At 63.3% G+C, this 17830-nt stretch carries 17 protein-coding genes; 8 read left to right on the plus strand and 9 right to left on the minus strand.

Translation table 11 applies throughout. From position 1 onward, the window contains the following. Positions 1-23: 23 nt before the first annotated feature. The 3 genes from L6D64_RS15300 to ptrR form a co-directional block, all read right to left on the minus strand. Entirely contained in the window at positions 24-545 is a 522-nt protein-coding gene (locus tag L6D64_RS15300) for an acyloxyacyl hydrolase (RefSeq protein ID WP_176509563.1), read from the minus strand. 238 nt (positions 546-783) lie between these two features. Then, positions 784-1236, minus strand: a complete 453-nt coding sequence (locus tag L6D64_RS15305) for a carboxypeptidase regulatory-like domain-containing protein (RefSeq protein ID WP_176509564.1) — start codon at positions 1234-1236, stop codon at positions 784-786. Between the two features lie 60 nt (positions 1237-1296). Beyond that, positions 1297-2163: a putrescine utilization regulator PtrR gene (gene ptrR / locus L6D64_RS15310; RefSeq protein WP_085679542.1), complete on the minus strand. Its 867-nt coding sequence runs from the start codon at positions 2161-2163 to the stop codon at positions 1297-1299. A 108-nt stretch (positions 2164-2271) separates the two neighbouring features. Between ptrR and L6D64_RS15315 the strand changes: the two genes are divergently transcribed. Then, positions 2272-3657, plus strand: coding sequence for an aldehyde dehydrogenase family protein (locus L6D64_RS15315; protein ID WP_176509565.1), 1386 nt, complete (start codon positions 2272-2274; stop codon positions 3655-3657). Between the two features lie 35 nt (positions 3658-3692). Here L6D64_RS15315 and L6D64_RS15320 read toward each other — a convergent pair whose 3' ends face one another. Together L6D64_RS15320 and L6D64_RS15325 are read right to left on the minus strand one after the other, a co-directional pair. Beyond that, positions 3693-5609 (minus strand): P-loop NTPase family protein, encoded by a 1917-nt coding sequence (locus L6D64_RS15320; RefSeq protein ID WP_176509566.1) that lies wholly within the window; start codon positions 5607-5609, stop codon positions 3693-3695. Between the two features lie 182 nt (positions 5610-5791). Further along, complete coding sequence (locus tag L6D64_RS15325; RefSeq protein ID WP_176509567.1) at positions 5792-6691, minus strand: helix-turn-helix domain-containing protein; 900 nt, start codon at positions 6689-6691, stop codon at positions 5792-5794. A gap of 151 nt (positions 6692-6842) precedes the next feature. Between L6D64_RS15325 and L6D64_RS15330 the strand changes: the two genes are divergently transcribed. The 3 genes from L6D64_RS15330 (at position 6843) to L6D64_RS15340 (ending at position 10667) form a co-directional block, all read left to right on the plus strand. Continuing rightward, a complete protein-coding gene (locus tag L6D64_RS15330; RefSeq protein WP_054885413.1) occupies positions 6843-8201 on the plus strand; it encodes a glutamine synthetase family protein in 1359 nt (452 codons plus the stop codon). 67 nt (positions 8202-8268) lie between these two features. Next, positions 8269-9357, plus strand: coding sequence for a polyamine ABC transporter substrate-binding protein (locus L6D64_RS15335; protein WP_176509568.1), 1089 nt, complete (start codon positions 8269-8271; stop codon positions 9355-9357). A gap of 14 nt (positions 9358-9371) precedes the next feature. Then, positions 9372-10667, plus strand: coding sequence for an NAD(P)/FAD-dependent oxidoreductase (locus L6D64_RS15340; RefSeq protein WP_176509569.1), 1296 nt, complete (start codon positions 9372-9374; stop codon positions 10665-10667). Between the two features lie 131 nt (positions 10668-10798). On the opposite strand, the gene L6D64_RS15345 is transcribed toward L6D64_RS15340, so the two are convergent. Both L6D64_RS15345 and L6D64_RS15350 read right to left on the minus strand, forming a co-directional pair. Then, positions 10799-11104 carry a helix-turn-helix domain-containing protein gene (locus L6D64_RS15345; RefSeq protein WP_176509570.1) on the minus strand — a complete coding sequence of 102 codons (306 nt, stop codon included), beginning with the start codon at positions 11102-11104 and terminating at the stop codon, positions 10799-10801. Then, positions 11085-11468 carry a type II toxin-antitoxin system RelE/ParE family toxin gene (locus L6D64_RS15350; protein WP_176509571.1) on the minus strand — a complete coding sequence of 128 codons (384 nt, stop codon included), beginning with the start codon at positions 11466-11468 and terminating at the stop codon, positions 11085-11087. Before L6D64_RS15350 ends, L6D64_RS15345 begins: the two co-directional genes overlap by 20 nt. Before the next feature lie 200 nt (positions 11469-11668). Here L6D64_RS15350 and L6D64_RS15355 point away from each other — a divergent pair, with 200 nt between their 5' ends. The 3 genes from L6D64_RS15355 (at position 11669) to L6D64_RS15365 (ending at position 13646) form a co-directional block, all read left to right on the plus strand. Continuing rightward, complete coding sequence (locus L6D64_RS15355) at positions 11669-12346, plus strand: DUF3313 domain-containing protein (RefSeq protein ID WP_176509572.1); 678 nt, start codon at positions 11669-11671, stop codon at positions 12344-12346. A gap of 243 nt (positions 12347-12589) precedes the next feature. Continuing rightward, positions 12590-13171, plus strand: a complete 582-nt coding sequence (locus tag L6D64_RS15360) for a DUF1842 domain-containing protein (RefSeq protein ID WP_176509573.1) — start codon at positions 12590-12592, stop codon at positions 13169-13171. Between the two features lie 19 nt (positions 13172-13190). Further along, positions 13191-13646 (plus strand): DUF1842 domain-containing protein, encoded by a 456-nt coding sequence (locus L6D64_RS15365; protein ID WP_176509574.1) that lies wholly within the window; start codon positions 13191-13193, stop codon positions 13644-13646. A 48-nt stretch (positions 13647-13694) separates the two neighbouring features. Here the strand turns inward: L6D64_RS15365 and L6D64_RS15370 are convergent, their stop codons facing one another. Beyond that, positions 13695-15071, minus strand: a complete 1377-nt coding sequence (locus L6D64_RS15370; RefSeq protein ID WP_176509575.1) for an L-serine ammonia-lyase — start codon at positions 15069-15071, stop codon at positions 13695-13697. A gap of 146 nt (positions 15072-15217) precedes the next feature. On the opposite strand from L6D64_RS15370, the gene L6D64_RS15375 reads away from it, so the two are divergent. Next, on the plus strand, positions 15218-16162 hold the full coding sequence (locus tag L6D64_RS15375; protein WP_176509576.1) for a LysR substrate-binding domain-containing protein: 945 nt from the start codon (positions 15218-15220) through the stop codon (positions 16160-16162). On the opposite strand, the gene L6D64_RS15380 is transcribed toward L6D64_RS15375, so the two are convergent. Then, complete coding sequence (locus tag L6D64_RS15380; protein WP_236192493.1) at positions 16163-17815, minus strand: phosphoethanolamine transferase; 1653 nt, start codon at positions 17813-17815, stop codon at positions 16163-16165. Between the last annotated feature and the right edge of the window lie 15 nt (positions 17816-17830).

Here is a 17830-nt window from a genome sequence, read left to right on the forward strand (position 1 = left end):
GGGCCGCCTGGCGGCCCCGTGCATCAGAAGCTCTTGCTGTAGAACAGCGAGTAGGACTCGATACCGTCGTTCGGTTGCTTGATGCCGGCATTGGAGTAGTGCATCAGGCGGACCCCCACCTTCTGCGCACCCGGCAGCTTCAGGCCAAAGCCGATGCGGTCTTCGAAGTTGACCGATGAGCCCAGGTGCTGGTCGCCCACATCGGTCTTGGAGAAGGCCGCCAGGCCGATGCCGGCTTCGACATACGGGGTGTAGCTGAAACCGCTGAATTCATAGGTGAACACCGGGCTGAACGACAGCGAGTGAGCGCCGCTGGCATCGCCACCTTCCCAATAGGTGTAGGCCGCGTCCCAATATCCCGTCACAAAGCCGATGTCGCTTTTCAGCCACTGCTTGTCCCAGTCGAACGCCATACCGAGACGGTACGTCATGTCGCCCTGGCTAGTAGCTCCCACGGCGCCGGAAATCTGTGCGGCCTGGGCCATAGAGGTGCCCCCGAGCACCAATAGGGCGGCGGCCAGCGTGCTGGCAAGACGGGTTTTCATCAATGACTTCTCCTGATGGTCACACGGGCAAGTGGGGGCTAGGGCCCCTCGATTTTGGCGGTGAACGGTGCATCCAACCGGTCACACGGCGTAATACTTTTCTGATTATTGTCCAGATAATCAGAAAGTTGAAAGTAAATTGCCAGCATTGGTTGTATTTACCCGCAGTGCCCAGCGACTGATGCCGGCAGGTCCGCGCCAAGGCGGAGTACAGATGTACTCCGCTCGTCCTGGGCGCTCAATGCCAGTTCAGGCTTGCGGTGACAGGCGTCTTGCCGTTTACCGTGACCCGTTGCTGGACCGTTGCACCCTGCGCCTGGCCGGTGACCTGGTACTGGCCGGGTGGCAGCTGGACATAGACCAACGGCCCGGCATCCTGCAGGCTCAACACCGGCTTGCCTTGTGCAGTGCGGATGTCGACTGCGGCGCCGCTCTCGAACTGGCCGTGTGCACCGGTCGACAGTTCGATGTGCAGGTCATAACCCGGGGTCCTGCGTATGGCATTGGCCTCATCCTGGCCGATACCGCCCGCCAGGTAGCGCACGCCATTCTGCTCCTGCGGCTGCACTTGCACGGCTTGCATGTCGATGGGCGCGTTGTGGTCGTCGACTTCTGCGGCAGCGGCCAGGGTCCAGGGCAGCGCCAGTGCGATCAGCAACGTGGCGCCCACAGCATGGTGATGGTTACGCATGGTCAGCTCCTCCTCAAGGAGATGGCTTACCTGATGTTTGACCTCACACCGTGCTGATGTTCACGCCGCCCGCCGCTCTTCGAGAAGTTTCACGAACATGCTCAGGCTGCGCGAAACCGTGCCACGACGCCATACCAACCAGGTCTTGAGGTAGCGGAACTGCTCCTGCATCGGCCAGGCGCAGACCGTGCTGCAGCCAGGCATGTTGTCGAGCATGCTGCGCGGCAGCATGGCCAGGCCGGCACCGGCGCTGACGCAGGCGAGCATGCCATGGTACGACTCCATTTCGTGGATCTTGCCGGGCACCGCCTGGTCCTGGACAAACCAGTTCTCGAAGTGGTGGCGGTACGAGCAGTTGGCGCGAAAGGCATAGATGCTCGCGCCGTTGACGTCCTGGGCACGGGTGACCGGGGCGTGGTTGAGGGGCGAGATGATCACCATCTCCTCCTCGAACACCGGCATGCCTTCGAGCGTGGGATGCAGCACCGGGCCGTCGACGAAGGCCGCCACCAGGCGTCCCGACAGCACGCCTTCGAGCATGGTGCCGGAAGGCCCGGTGGACAGGTCGAGGTCGACTTTGGGGTAGCGCTGGTTGTAGGCCGCCAGCAGCGCCGGAATGCGCACCGCTGCCGTGCTCTCCAGCGAACCCAGGGCGAAAGTACCCTGGGGATCCTCGCCGGCCACGGTCAGGCGTGCCTCGTGCACCAGGTCGAGGATGCGCCGGGTGTACTCAAGGAAGTTCCAGCCCGCTGGCGACAGGCGCAGGCGGCTCTTCTCGCGGATGAACAGCTCGACGCCGAGGTCTTCCTCCAGCTGCTTGATGCGCGTGGTCAGGTTCGACGGCACCCGATGGATATGCTGGGCGGCGGCGCTGATGCTGCCCTGCTCGGCCACGGCCTTGAAGATTTCCAGTTGCACCAGGTCCACAGTCATTCTCCAAACGTGAATGTTTCGCTCATTATTATTCAGTTTTCATTAAAGCCATAGCCCACTAGTCTGGCGTCACTGATTAACAACAACGAGAGTGCCCCCGCCATGAGTGCGATCAGCAGCCTGACCCACGCCATCTCCGTCGACCCGTTCAGCGGCGAGCAGATCGGCGCCTACCCCTTCGACACCGACGCCGCACTGGAAGCGGCGCTGCAACGTGCCAAGGCTGGCTACGGCCAATGGCGCCAAGTGTCGCTGGGTCAGCGCAGCGAGTACCTGCTCGCCCTGGCCAGCACCCTCGAAGCCAAGGCCGAAGCCTTCGCGCAGATGATCAGCCGTGAAATCGGCAAGCCGATCGCCCAGGCCCGCGGTGAAGTCGCCAAGTGCGTCGGCCTGTGCCGCTGGTATGCCGAGCACGGCCCGGCGATGCTCGCCGCCGAGCCGACCCAGGTCGAGAAAGCCCGCATCGAGTACCGCCCGCTGGGCCCGATCCTGGCCGTGATGCCGTGGAACTTCCCGGTCTGGCAGGTGCTGCGCGGCGCCGTGCCGGCGATCCTGGCCGGCAACACCTATGTCCTGAAGCACGCACCGAATGTGATGGGCAGCGCCTACCTGCTGGGTGAACTGTTCAAGGACGCCGGCCTGCCTGAAGGCGTGTTCGAAGTGCTGAACGTCACCCCGGACGGCGTCACCCGCGCCATCAACGACGTGCGCATCGCCGCCGTGACCCTGACCGGCAGCGTGCGCGCCGGCATGGCCATCGGAGCCCAGGCAGGTGCTGCGCTGAAGAAATGCGTGCTGGAGCTGGGCGGTTCCGACCCGTTCATCGTGTTGGCTGACGCTGATATCGACGCCGCTGTGCAGGCCGCCGTGATCGGTCGCTACCAGAACACCGGCCAGGTCTGCGCCGCCGCCAAGCGCCTGATCATCGAAGCAAGCATCGTCGAGGAATTCACGCACAAGTTCGTCGAAGCCACGCGCAAGCTGAAAGTCGGCAACCCGCTGGAAGACGACACCTACATCGGCCCGATGGCCCGCTATGACCTGCGCGACGAGCTGGATGGCCAGGTCCAGGCGTCGCTGGCCGAAGGCGCCACCCTGCTGCTGGGCGGCAACAAGGTCGAAGGCGTGGGCAACTTCTACGCACCGACCGTGCTGGCCAACGTCACCCCGGACATGACTGCCTTCAAGCAGGAGCTGTTCGGGCCAGTGGCGGCAATCATCACGGCCCGTGGCGCCGACCATGCGGTTGAGCTGGCCAACGACAGCGAGTTCGGCCTGGCGTCGACCGTCTACACCGCCGACTATGCACTGGCCGAGCGCATGACAGCGGCGCTGGACACCGGTGGCGTGTTCATCAACGGGTACTGCGCTTCGGACCCCCGCGTGGCGTTTGGCGGCGTGAAGAAGAGCGGCTTCGGCCGTGAACTGTCGCACTTTGGGGTGCGCGAGTTCACCAATGCCCAGACCGTGTGGCTGGACCGCAACTGAGGCCAGGCCCCCGGGGCCGCAGAACGGCCCCGGCGTTAGCCATTCCGGACCTGGTCCGTGACCCAGTCCAGCATCCCCCCCGGCACGATCAGTTCGTGCCGCGCCCGCGAACAGGCGGTATACAGCCCCGCCAACAGCCGCGCCCGCTCGTTGCGATTGCCCGCCGTGCTCGGTGCCACCATCAGCTCCGGCGACACCATCACCCGGGCGAACTCCATGTTCTTCACATCCCGCACCCGGCCAAGGAACAGCTTTGGCGCCTTGTCCCAGCGGTAACGGCTCTTGGCCTTGGCAAAGTGCTCGGGGGTATAGCCTTTGCGCAGCATGCCGGCCACGGCGACAAAGGCCTTGTCGTCGCCCTTGTCCTGCTCCAGCGCCTGCCAGCTGGGGTAACGGAACAACATCGGGTGGCGCGCCCGGGTGCCATAGCGGTACAGCTCGATGCAGTCCTCGACGAACAGCTCGAAGTCCTTGCGCGCGCTTTGCAGCAGCACGAAGGGCACCCCTTGATGGGTCAGGCGCTGGAACCAGCCGAACAGGCCCCACTCGTCATCGACGATCAAGGCGGTTGGCTGCTCAGGCACGGTCACCGTGTCGAAGAAACTCACCCGCGTGTAATGCTCGGCACTGCCGCTGAAGGCCGCCTGGATCGCCGCCGGGTGCGCCTGGATCAACGGGTTGAGCACGCCGTCCATGGCCGGGCCAGCGCGCAGCGAGTGGTCGATGTAACGCTGGCGGATGAAATTGCCATGGTGCGGGCTGAGGCCATTGAGGTTCTGCAGCTCGTCACCCAGGGCAATCACCGACTGCGGACTGCGATCGAGCACCGCGAGCATCGGCGCGGACAATTCATGGGCTTCGTCGACAATGACGTGGCTGTAGCGGCTGTCGATCACCTCGGCAGTCAGCGACAACAGCTTGACCCGGTGATAGTCACGCACTGGCAGCTGGATTTCGCGGGCTGACGGGCGAATCAGCTCCTGCCAATACAGGCGCGCCTTCTCCAGCAGCACTTCCTGGTCCAGCGGCGAGGTACCCGGCCCGGCCCAGGGCAAGTGATGCAGCTGCAACCGGCTGTCGCCGCTGCGGCAGAAACTGCGCACGGCCTTGACGCACAGGGCCACCACATCGCGGGCGGCGAGCGGGCCGATGTCGGGGATGTTCAGCCAGCGCACCACCTGCGCCTCCTGCGGGCGCCAGGACAGTTTGGTACGGTACGGGTCGCGCAGGCGCCAGCCGTTGCTGGTGAGGTCGCGGTTGAGGATGTCGTCGGCCAGCTGGCCGAAGGTCATCGCGGTGTAGGCCTGGGCGTCCTTCACCCGTGCCTGCAAAGCCCGCAGCTGGCCTTCGGTAAGGGCCAGCAACAGCGTGCGCTGGGGGTCGAGCAGGCGTGCGAACTGGTGGATCAGGAAGGTCTTGCCGGTACCGGCGAAACCCTGCACGGCAACCGATTCGTCGACGCCGCAAAGGAACTCGCGCAGCAAGCGGTTCTGTTGGTCACTGAGCATCAGGTCACTGGCCAGTGATGGCAGGTAGACCGGGTGGAGCGGGGTCACACGCTGGCGGTAGCTGTCGGCGAACTGGAAATTCCACTGGCCTTCGGCATCCTGGAACTCGTCGGCCTGATACTCGGTTTCGGCCGACACCAGGCCCACGCCGTTCTCACCCAGCATGCCCAGCCCCATGGCGAACGCCTCGCGGTCGAAATGCTGCGCGACCTGCCCCTGGAAGCGGCCCGGGGCGGCGCCCTCGACTTCATTGGCGATGCGCACGATCTCGGCGAAGCGACGCTCCTGCGCGTCCGCCGAGGCGCTGGCCGGTTGGCGTGGCAGGTTCTGCACGAACAGCACGGCGGCCGCCTCCAGCAGGCTGGCGGTCGGGAAGAAGTCGGTGGCGGTGGGCGCGCTGGCCAGGCGGTCGGCCTGGTCGCTGGGCAAAGGCAGGTAGAACATCGGGACCTCGGGTGGAAACTGCCGAGCACGATAGCAATTTTCCAATGGCAATGCTGGGTTGTCTGCACAGGCCCTTTCGCGGGTGAACCCGCTCCCACAGGTACTGCACTGCCCTCAGGTCTGCTGATATCCCTGTGGGAGCGGGTTTACCCGCGAAGAGGCCGGTAAAGGCACCATAGGACTCAGCCCCTTGCCCGCTTCAAGGTCTCGCTCGGAAACTCCTTGAACAACTGCCGATAACTCTCTGAAAACCTTCCCAGATGCCAGAACGACCAGCGCATGGCCACTTCGGCCACGGTCACCTCGCCGCCGCGTAACAGATCCCGCCGCGCACCGTTGAGCCGACGCAAGCGCAACCAGTGCGCCGGCGGCATCCCGGTGAAGGCCTTGAACGCCTGCTGCAGCTGGCGCAGCGAGACACCGGCGACCTCGGCCAGCTCCACCAGATTGAGCGTTTCTTCCGGGCAATCTGCCGCCCATTCGCTGACCCGCTGCATGATCGCCCGCTCCTCGCCGCGCCGCCCCAAGGCCCCGCCTTGCAAGCGCTGGCAGGCATTGTCGAGGATGAACAGGCAGTCTTCGAGCAACTGCTCGGCCAGTGCCTGCCCTTGCAGCGGGCAGCCTGCCTGGCCAAGGCGGGTCAAGGTGGCGCTCAGCCAGCTGCCGAACAACGCGTTCTGCCCACTGCCCAGCGGCACCATGAACAACCCTTCGAGCCGGTGCAGGTCCAGGCCATGGCGGGCGAGAAAGGCCTGGTCGAACACCACGGCCACTTCCTGGTAGTTCTCCGGGGTAATCCAGATGTTACGGCTTTGTTCGTTGAGCAGGTACAGGCTGTTCTCGCTCTGGTCGAAACAGAACGCCAGCGAACCGCTCGGTGCGCGGAAAAACTGCTCGACGCGGGTATTGAGCCGTTCCTCGTAGACCTCCACGCCATCGAGCCCCAGGCAGCGCAGCTGGCCGCTGAAATGCCCTGGCGACATCTGCCGGTACTGCTGCTGCCAACCGGGAGTGGCGCGTACCTGTTCGGTGACATCGGTGGTGTGGAAAGCCTGGACCTGCAAGGCGTTGGGCGCTGTCACGCTTTGTCCTAGTTGCACTCTTTTGGTGCATTCATCGTTGAAGAAAGTGGATAGATGGCTTTGCGAGCCTGCGCTCAAGATAGTCTCCAGCGCGCCACCTGGGAAGTCACCGGCACTGCCGCGCACACGAAACCCCAACCAAGAGGTCTGTATGAACGCCCCCTTCGATCAGCTGTCCGCCTGGCTGAAAGAACACCGCATCACCGAAGTCGAATGCGTGATCAGCGACCTGACCGGCATCGCCCGCGGCAAGATCGCACCGACCGCCAAGTTCCTTCACGAACGCGGCATGCGCCTGCCAGAAAGCGTGCTGCTGCAGACCGTCACCGGCGATTACGTCGATGACGACATCTACTACAGCCTGCTCGATGCAGCCGACATCGACATGGTCTGCCGCCCCGACCCGACGGCCGTCTACCAGATCCCGTGGGCCATCGAGCCCACCGCCATCGTCATTCACGACACGTTCGACAAGCAGGGCAACCCGATCGAGCTGTCGCCACGCAACGTGCTGAAGAAGGTGCTCAAGCTGTATGCCGACAAAGGCTGGCAGCCGATCGTCGCGCCAGAGATGGAGTTCTACCTGACCCAGCGCTGCGAAGACCCGGACCTGCCCCTGCAAGTGCCATTGGGCCGCTCGGGCCGCGCCGAAAGCGGGCGCCAGTCGTTCTCGATCGACGCCGCTAACGAATTCGACCCTCTGTTCGAAGACGTCTACGACTGGTGCGAGCTGCAGGGCCTGGACCTCGACACGCTGATCCACGAAGACGGCCCGGCGCAGATGGAAATCAACTTCCGTCATGGCGACGCGCTGGACCTGGCCGACCAGATCACCGTGTTCAAGCGCACCATGCGTGAAGCCGCGCTCAAGCACAACGTCACCGCCACCTTCATGGCCAAGCCGATCACCGACGAACCGGGCAGCGCCATGCACCTGCACCAGAGCGTGGTCGACATTGCCACCGGCAAACCGGTGTTCGCCAACGACGATGGCAGCATGAGCGAACTGTTCCTGCACCACATCGGCGGCCTGCAGAAGTACATCCCCAAGCTGCTGCCGATGTTCGCGCCGAACGTCAACTCGTTCCGCCGCTTCCTGCCGGACACCTCGGCACCGGTCAACGTCGAATGGGGCGAGGAAAACCGCACCGCCGGCCTGCGCGTGCCAACCTCCAGCCCCGATGCGATGCGCGTGGAGAACCGCCTGCCGGGTGCCGACGCCAACCCCTACCTGGCGATCGCCGCCAGCCTGCTGTGCGGTTACCTGGGCATGGTCGAGCAGATCGAGCCGAGCGCGCCGGTCCAGGGCCGTGCCTATGAACGGCGCAACCTGCGGCTACCGATCACCATCGAGGATGCGCTGCAGCACATGGAAGACTGCGAAACCGTGCAGCGTTACCTGGGCAAGCAGTTCGTCCAGGGCTACGTCGCGGTCAAGCGTGCCGAGCATGAAAACTTCAAGCGCGTCATCAGCTCCTGGGAGCGCGAGTTCCTGCTGCTGAGCGTGTGATTCACCGGGCAGGGCCAGGCGCCCTCCTTGCACCGCTTTCAAAGAACAAGACCAACGAGGTGTCGACATGCGTCATCTGCAAGCCCTGATCCCCGCTACCTTCGCCATGCTGTTCGGCGCCGCCGCACAGGCCACGCCCAGCGTCAGCGTGTACAACTGGACCGACTACATCGGTGACACGACCCTGGCCGACTTCCAGGCCAGCAGTGGGATCAAGGTGGTCTATGACGTGTTCGACTCCAACGAAACCCTGGAAGGCAAACTGCTCGCCGGCCGCACCGGCTACGATGTGGTGGTGCCCTCCAACCACTTCCTGGCCCGCCAGGCCCAGGCCGGTGCGTTCCTGCCACTGGACCGCAGCAAGCTGCCGAACTGGCAGCACCTGGACCCGAAGCTGCTCAAGCAGCTCGAGCAGAATGACCCTGGCAACCAGTACGCAGTGCCCTACCTTTGGGGCACCAACGGCATTGGCTATAACGTCGACAAGGTCAAGGCCGCACTGGGTGTCGACCATATCGACTCCTGGGCAACGCTGTTCGAGCCAGAGAACCTGAAGAAGCTCAAGCAATGCGGCGTGGCCTTCATGGACTCACCCGACGAGCTGTTCCCGGCAATGCTCAACTACCTGGGCATGGACCCACGCAGCGAAAAACCGGGCGACTATGCCAAGGCTGAAGCGCGCCTGCTCGAACTGCGCCCGTACATCACCTACTTCCATTCCTCCAAGTACGTTTCGGACTTGGCCAACGGTGATATCTGCGTGGCCTTCGGCTATTCCGGCGACGTGTTCCAGGCGGCCAACCGGGCCGTGGAAGCGAAAAACGGGGTCAAGATCGCCTACAGCATTCCAAAGGAAGGCAGCAACCTGTGGTTCGACCTCCTGGCAATCCCCAAGGATGCGCAGAACCCTGAGCAGGCCCTGGCGTTCATCAACTACCTGCTCGACCCGAAAGTGATCGCCAAGGTCAGCGCCACGGTCGGCTACGCCAACGCCAACCCGGATGCCCAGGCCTACATGGACACGTCACTGGTCGACAACCCGGAGATCTACCCACCCCAGGCAGTGCTGGACAAGCTGTACATCTCCAGCACCCCGAGCCCGAAGATCATGCGGGTGATGACCCGTTCCTGGAGCAAGATCAAGTCCAACCGTTGAACCGAGAACGCACCATGTCTTTCGATACCCAACATACCGCGTCGTACTACGCCGCCACGGCGCGCAACGCGGCGCCCTACCCCTGCCTCGACGGCGAGCTGACGGCTGACGTGTGCGTAGTCGGCGGCGGGCTGACCGGGGTCAACACCGCGCTGGAACTGGCCGAGCGCGGGCTTTGCGTGGTGCTGCTGGAGGGCCGGCGCATTGGCTGGGGCGCCAGCGGGCGCAACGGCGGCCAGCTGATTCGCGGCATCGGCCATGATGTCAGCGGCTTTGCCCGTTACGTTGGCCAGGACGGCGTGCGCTACCTGCAGCAGGCCGGCATCGAGTCGGTGGCACTGGTCGCTCGCCGCATCGAGCAATACGCGATTGCCTGCGACCTGCGCTGGGGCTTCTGCGAACTGGCCAATACCCCGGCACAGTTCGCTGCCTTCAAGGCTGAACAGGAAGACCTGGCCAGCCTGGGCTACCGCCACCACACCCGCCTGGTCGGGCCCGAGGGCATGCAGGAGATCGTCGCCAGCGACCAGTATGCCGGCGGCCTGGTGGACATGGGTTCAGGCCACCTGCACCCGCTTGACCTGGTCCAGGGCGAAGCGCGCGTAGCCCATGGCCTGGGCGTACGCATCTTCGAGCAGAGCCCGGTGCTGCGCATCGAGCATGGCCCCACCGTGACCGTGCATACGGCGCGCGGCAAAGTACGGGCACAGAGCCTGGTACTGGGCTGCAATGCCCACCTCGACGACCTGGAGCCACGCCTGAGCGGTAAAGTGCTGCCGGCCGGTAGTTACGTGGTGGCCACCGAGCCGCTGCCGGAGGCCGTGGCCAGCAAGCTGATCCCGCAGAACATGGCCCTGTGTGACCAGAAAGTCGGCCTGGACTACTACCGCCTCACTGCCGACCGCCGCCTGCTGTTCGGCGGTGCATGCCACTATTCCGGCCGCGACCCCAAGGACATCGCGGCCTACATGCGGCCAAAAGTGCTCAAGGTGTTCCCACAACTGGCCAACGTGCGCATCGACTTCCAGTGGGGCGGCATGATCGGCATCACCGCCAACCGCTTCCCGCAAGTGGGGCGGTTGAGCCAGCACCCCAACGTTTTCTATGCCCAAGGCTATTCCGGGCATGGGCTGAACGTAACCCACTGGACGGCGAAGCTGCTGGCAGAAGGCATCGCGCTGGGGCAGAGCCAGGGCCTGGATGTGTTCAGCGCGGTGCCGCACCTGACGTTCCCGGGCGGCAAGGCGCTGCGCTCGCCGCTGCTGGCGCTGGGGATGTTGTGGTACCGGTTGCGGGAGGCGCTGGGCTAAACGCGAGTCAGGCCGAGCTTGTCGCGGGAGTGACGTTCTCGCGACGGCTCAACTTTATAAACAGCATTACAACTAAAGGGTAAACATATGATTTATAAGCATATTTTGAAAATCAAAATCAAATAAATCCTCTAAAGAATCGCCTGCAATCCCTTGATCGCAATGACATTTAGCAGCTTCAGCGCAGGCCCTGCAGGACGTGTCTCCCCCTGCTCCCATTTACGCACCGTTGATGCGCTGGTATGCAGATGCAGTGCGAATACCGGTTGGCTGAAATTCAGTGCCTCGCGAAGCTGGCGAATATCCAGCGCACTGAAATCCCGCACCGGAGCGGGACAGAGCATTTCGAAATCCCGAAGGGTAACCTTGCCAACAGCCCCGGCCTCATGAAGTACGGTCAGATCCTCACGCAACGATTCAACAATTTTGCTGCTCACAGCAAACCTCCATCAAAACACCTGATTGCAAAGCCCGCCTGAGCGCTACGGGACAAAGCTCCAGGAAAACCCTGCCAGCGAAGCGCAACGCTTTTTGTTCTTCCAGCGTGATATTGGCCTTGTCACTCTTGGCAAACCCGTGCAGAAACACATAACGATTGCCGATTCGAGCAGACAGCAGTGTCCGGTAACCACCTCGCTTGCCAGTACCGTGCCCTGCAACACGCTTCTTGAACAAGTCGCCGCCGAGGCTGGCGTCAATCAGCCCTCTGCGCATTTCATTCACCGCCTGGCACAACATCGCATCTGATAGTTTCTGCCCGGCTTGCCAGCGCGCAAAATCCTTGCGCTTGAGAACTTCCATGAGCGGTCTCCAAACCATACCCGTTACGGGCATAGTTTTTCAACGGTAGCCACGATTGCATAGACGCTCTTTCCGGCCAAATCGTAGGAAAAGTCAACGCCACAACTCGTTACCGAAGCGACTTTTCGCCGACCCACTGGCCATCTGCCAAGCACCTGCTAGCGTTGTTCTGGCCGACCCATCATGGATGCAAAAACATCATGAAATCACTGCCCCGCGTTACCCTGTTGTGCGCCGCTTTGCTCGCTGTGGCCGCCTGCTCCAGCAACCGCGTGGACCCCAAGGACTATTCCGGCTTTCTCAAGGACTACAGCCGCCTGCAGGAAGCGAAGAGCCCATCCGGTGCATCGGTGATGCGCTGGATCGACCCCAAGGTCAATATCAACCAGTATTCGCAAGTCTTCATCGAGCCGAGCCAGTTCTACCCCAAGCCGCAGGCGACGGCGGTCATTTCCCAGCAGACGCTCAATGAAATCACCCGCTACTTCAACGATGCCCTGCGCCGTGAAATGGGCAGCGTGCTGACCCTGGCCAAGGCACCCGGGCCTGGCACCCTCGTGGTACGCCCGGCGATCACTGCCGTGTCAACCAGCAATGAAAGCCTCAAACCCTACGAATTCATCCCGATCGCGCTGATTTCCGCAGGCGTCAACACCGCCATGGGGGGCCGCGACCAGGAAGTGGATGTCGGTGTCGAAGCGGCCTTCCTCGACGGCGGCAACCAGAAGGTACTGGCCCAGGTGGTACGCAAAGGTACCGGCAAGGAGCTGGAAAACGACAAGACCAAGCTGACCCTGAACGACGTCAAGCCGGTACTGGACGGCTGGGCCAAGGACATGCGCGCCAGCTTCATCACCCTCAAGAACAAGAGCAAATAGCCGTCAGCCGCTCCGCTCGTCGGAGATAGTTCAAAAACGCCATCACTGCCTGGCAGCCCTTTACTCAAGCGGGCTGCCAGGCAGGCGGCACCGCACACCAGGGACTGGTTGCACAAGCTGGCTGACATCAGCCGCTCGCGCCGGGCAGGCAGCACTGCCGCTCGGCTCCCCTTCTCCCCGCTTTCCGCCCGCCTTTGCAGCCGTGTATCGGTATTTCATTCATCGAATGCAATGGAGGCAATCATGTCTGACTCACTGCTCGCACCCTCGGCAGGCCTGTTCCCGGTGTCCTACCAGATCGGCAACGCCGCCGCCGGCGCCCCGCGCCTGCAACTCGACCTGCTGGTCTATACCCCGGACCGCAGCCTTAACGGCACGGCCCAGATCACCCAGGCCGTCAACCCACCGCTGGATCTGCACCTGGATGTCTGGGGCAGCTACACCTACCTCACCGTTCAGCCACCAAGCGAAGGCAGGATCCTGATCACCGCCCAGGGCAACCAGGGTGGCCCACACGCCAACTCCCCGGTGCAGTTCAAGTTCAGGGCGCTGCTCGAGCCAGGCTGGCAGCATGGCGTGGCCGATTACGAGTATTACAACGGCCAGCGCTGGGTAAGCGTGGACAACGTCCCGGTCACGCTGGAAGGCCAGCGCATCCAGCAACTGGCCAATGTCGACCTGCACAGCGAACTGCACAACGCCACCCTCGAGGCCGCGATCGCCAATGGCGATCTCGCCCACCTCAAGCAGTTGGCCACGGGCGGCCTCGACCAGGCCATCGCAGCGACCAAGTCCCCGGCCACCAAGGCCGCCAAGAAAGCCTGAGCAGGCAAGGAGAAACATCATGGCAATCGGACTGTTCCATGTTCGCCTGAACGTCAGCAACGGGTTGCTCGGCGCCCCGACGCTGACCCTCGATCTGCTGGTCAACAGCGTGACCAAGAAAATCTTCGACAAGGCCCGGGCCAGCCAGGCCACCTACCCGTCGCAGCCATTCCAGGCGAATGTGTGGGGTGACTACAGCGAACTGCAGTTCGCGCCGGCTGGCGCACCGTCGATCGTCCTCAGCCTGGACGGCAGCCCCAGTGGCCCACTCAGCCAGATCGCGCAGACTTTCCACCTGCACGGTCTGCTGGATACTGGTTGGAGCAACGGCTCGGCCAGTTACCGTTACTTCAGCAACGGCCATTGGGTCGATCAGCACGGGCGAGTGCGCAAGGCTCCGGATGTGACCCACCAGGGCAGGCCGCAACTGGCGCAGCGGCTGAAAGCGGCTGTCAGCCAGCTCGAAAACGTTTAATCCGCATACAGCGTTCGCCGGCAGGGCCACCTGCCGGCGAAACGCCGATCAACACTCGACGAACGCGACCGCCAGGCCGCCCCGCGAGGTTTCCTTGTAGTTGGCATGCATGTCGGCACCGGTGTCGCGCATGGTGCGGATCACCCGGTCTAGCGAGATGAAATGCTCGCCGTCACCGCGCAGGGCCATCTGCACGGCATTGATCGCCTTTACCGCAGCGATCGCATTGCGCTCGATGCACGGCACCTGGACCAGCCCGCCGACCGGGTCGCAGGTCAGGCCGAGGTTATGCTCCAGGGCGATCTCGGCGGCGTTTTCCAGTTGCGGCGGTGTGGCCCCCAGCACTTCGGCCAGACCGGCAGCGGCCATCGAACAGGCCGAACCGACTTCCCCCTGGCAGCCGACTTCAGCCCCGGAGATGGATGCATTCTTCTTGCACAGGATGCCGACCGCGGCAGCCGCCAACAGAAACGCCACCACATCGTCGTCGCAGGCACTTGGGTTGAATTTCATGTAGTAGTGCAACACCGCCGGGATAATGCCGGCGGCGCCATTGGTGGGCGCGGTGACCATGCGTCCGCCGGCGGCATTCTCTTCGTTGACCGCCAAGGCAAACAGGTTGACCCACTCCATGGCGCTCAGGGTCGAACCGATCACATTGGGCTGGCCAGCTTCCTGCAAGCTTCGGTGCAGGCGCGCGGCACGGCGCTTGACGTTGAGGCCGCCGGGCAGGATGCCTTCGTTGCGCAGGCCGTTGTCGACGCACTCGCGCATCGCCGCCCAGATCCGCAGCAGGCCTTCGCGCACCTCGGTTTCCGGGCGCCAGGCACACTCGTTGGCGAGCATCAGCTGGGCCACGCTCAGCTGGTTGGCCTTGCACAGGGCCAGCAATTCGGCACCGCTGGAAAACTCGTACGGCAGGTGAACGGCATTGGCCTCAGCCTGCGGTGCGTCAAGTTCGCCCTGCTCGACGATGAAGCCACCGCCGATGGAATAGTAGGTCTGCTGGAACAGGCTGCCCTGCCCGTCCATGGCCTGCAGGGTCATGGCATTGGGGTGATAAGGCAGGCTCTGGTCCAGCAGCAGCATGTCGCGGGCATACTGGAACGTCAGCGGGTGGCTGCCATCGAGCATCAGGCACTGCTCCTGCAGCAACTGATGGATGCGCGGCTCGATGGTGGCCGGGTCGATACGATCCGGCCACTGCCCCATCAGGCCGAGCAGGCAGGCGCGATCGGTTGCATGGCCGACCCCGGTAGCGGAAAGCGAGCCGTACAGGCGCACTTCGATGCGCTGCACCTGCGTCAGCAGGCCTTGCTCACGCAACGACTGGGCGAAGCTTGCCGCCGCCCGCATCGGGCCTACGGTGTGGGAACTGGAGGGGCCGATGCCAATCTTGAAAAGGTCGAAAACACTGATAGCCATGCTAATGCCTGACCGTGTCGGAGCTTTACACTGCCGCACGGCTGTCTGAGGAAATTGAGCGGTATTGCCAATTTGCGCGATACTGCCGCGGTCACTGGCAGATGACCAACGAAACTTCCTAAGCAAGGCTTTAGTGGTACTAAACGATGAGGCGGCAACTCAATGGCCAGATGTTCGTCTGGCTGCATGTCTTTTCCTGCGCAGCGCGGCACCTGTCGTTCACCCGCTGTGCCGACGAACTGCACATCACCCCCGGTGCTGTCAGCCAACAGATGCGCCAACTGGAAGAGCGCCTGGGCTACAAACTGTTCCTGCGCCGGGCACGCGGCGTGGAGCTCAGTGCCGAGGGCCAGCGCCTGGCACAGACGGTCACCGAGGCCTATGGCAGCATCGAGGCCGAACTGTTGCGCCTGGATGCCGGTGAAATCCGCGGCACCTTGCGCCTGCGTTCGATCCCGTCGTTCCTGGCCAAGTGGCTTACCCCCCGATTGCCGCGCTTCCAGCAGCGTTACCCGGACATCGAACTGCGCCTGGTCGCCGAAGACAGCGCCCATGCGTTGCACCCCGGCGACTTCGACCTGGCCATCGACCTCAACGACGGCAGCTACCCAGGCATGCTGTCGACGCCTTTGCTGGATGAACAGATCTTCCCGGTCTGTTCACCTGCGCTGCTGCGTGGTCGCCCACCGCTGCATGGCCCGGCCGACCTGGCGCATTACCCGCTGCTGCACGACATCACCGCCTGGCGCGGCAGCTCGGAATATGCGGAATGGGAGTTCTACCTGGAGGGCATCGGCGCCGGCGGGCTGGACGTGCGCCGCGGGCATACCTTCAACCGCAACCACCTGACCATCGAAGCGGCGATCGCCGGCGTCGGCGTGGCGATTGCCCGGCGCACGCTGCTCAATGACGAGCTCGAACGCGGCGCCTTGATCGTGCCGTTTGGCCACCCGATTGCCAACCACAAGCGCTACATGGTGCACTACCCCCCAGGCGGCCTGAACCAGCCGGGCGCGCGCGCGGTGCATGACTGGCTGGTGGAAGAAGCGCAAGGCTTTCGCGCCTTGCACCCGCTGACGCTGCCGGCCTGATCACTCGACGGCTATGTGCCGGATGTCGAAGTCGAACGATGGCACAAAGCCGGTCGCGAGCAGGTGTGGGCACTCCGAGGGGTTGTAGTCATCGCTGAGCAAGTCCTGGGTGCTGTCATAGCCGGGCATGGATATCCCGGCCATGTTCAGCACCGTATGCGGCAGCGAGCCGATGCTGACCTGCTGGTCCTCCCTGGCCTTCAACTTTTCCAGTTTGGCCATCTGCTCTGGCGAGAGGTCGCCGCTGGACCATACAAACGCCGATGTCGACAGGTCGTACTCGTTACCGATGCCATGGCCCAACAGCTTTCGGCTGTCATCCAGCAGGTTCTCGCCATGGTCCGACGCGTAGACCAGCAGGGCTTTCCTGTGCCTGGCCGCCAGCGTTTGCATGATCGAGAACAGCAGCCAGTCGGTGTACAGGACCGAGTTGTCGTAATCGGCCGTGATCCGGTCTTTCTGGCTGCCGCTGGCCGGCTTGAACCGGGCGAAGTCACGTGGGAAGCGCCGAGCGTATTCGAAGTGGCTGCCCTTGATGTGGATGAATATCGCCTGGCGGCGCCCATCGGCCTTGCCCAGCACCTGTTGCAACACCGGCACCAGCGCACCGTCATAGCTGCGCTCCAGGTACTGGCGGTACTGAGCTTCTGCGGCGATCTGCGGAATGATCCCGCCAAAGCTGTCGACCTCCTGCGAAGACAGCCAGTACGTGTCGTAGCCGGCCGCACGCAGGATCCCGACCAGCGATTTGTTCGATGCAATCAGGTTCCAGTCGCGGATGGGGTGCAGGCTGAGCAGCGAAGGCACGGCAACCGACGTGTAAGGTGCGGTGGTACACATGCGCTTGAACCTGAACAGCCCGGGCTGCTGATCGAGGTGGGGCGTGGTGGTGTTCGGGTAGCCGTACAACGACCAGTTGTGCGGGCGAGAAGATTCGCCGATGACGAACACCAGTGTCTCGAGGTCGGCCTGGTCGGAGATGCGGGTGATGTTCACCTGCGCCGCCATGCGTTGCTGGATGTACCCCTTGGACTGCCAATACAAGGCCGCCGTCAGGCCGAGCTGCGACAGGTAACCTGCGGGCGTGCTCTGGTCTTTCGCCAACAGGTCGAGCACTGCGCCCTTGCTCAGCGAGTTGAGCGTGACGGTCTTGTAGAAGTACGCCCCATAGCCCAGCAGCAAGCCGCCGATCGCCAGCGCAAGCATGGCCTTGTTGCGATGCTGGCGGCGGCCTTGGAGCCCGGCCAAGCCCACCCCGTAGCACACTGCTAACACTGCCAAGGTCGCAGCGATCGAGCGCCAGTAAGTGGCGAAAAAGTCCGTCGCTTCCTTGTAGTTGGTCAGGGCAATGTACAGGTAGGCCGCCGTCAGCCGCGAACCGAAGTTCAGCACCACGAACAGGTCGATGCTCGCCAGCAGGTAGAACGGCAACAGCAGCAGATGCACCTTGAACGGGTTGGCCGATATGAAGCGGATTGCCAGCAGCCACAACAACGAAATGGCAAAGGTGTACAGGACCAGCAGGTCGATTTTCGCGCATTGGCAATCGGCCAACAGCCTGGCGAACTGCGGCGAAAATAGAAAGGCCCAGAGCAGCAGCGAGGGCCACTCGGCTTTCAACAGCCTGGCGATAGCGGCGCCTCCCGCGGACAAGATGATGATGCCCCT

The organism is Pseudomonas urethralis (genome assembly GCF_021602465.1).
Taxonomy (GTDB): Bacteria; Pseudomonadota; Gammaproteobacteria; order Pseudomonadales; family Pseudomonadaceae; genus Aquipseudomonas; species Aquipseudomonas vlassakiae.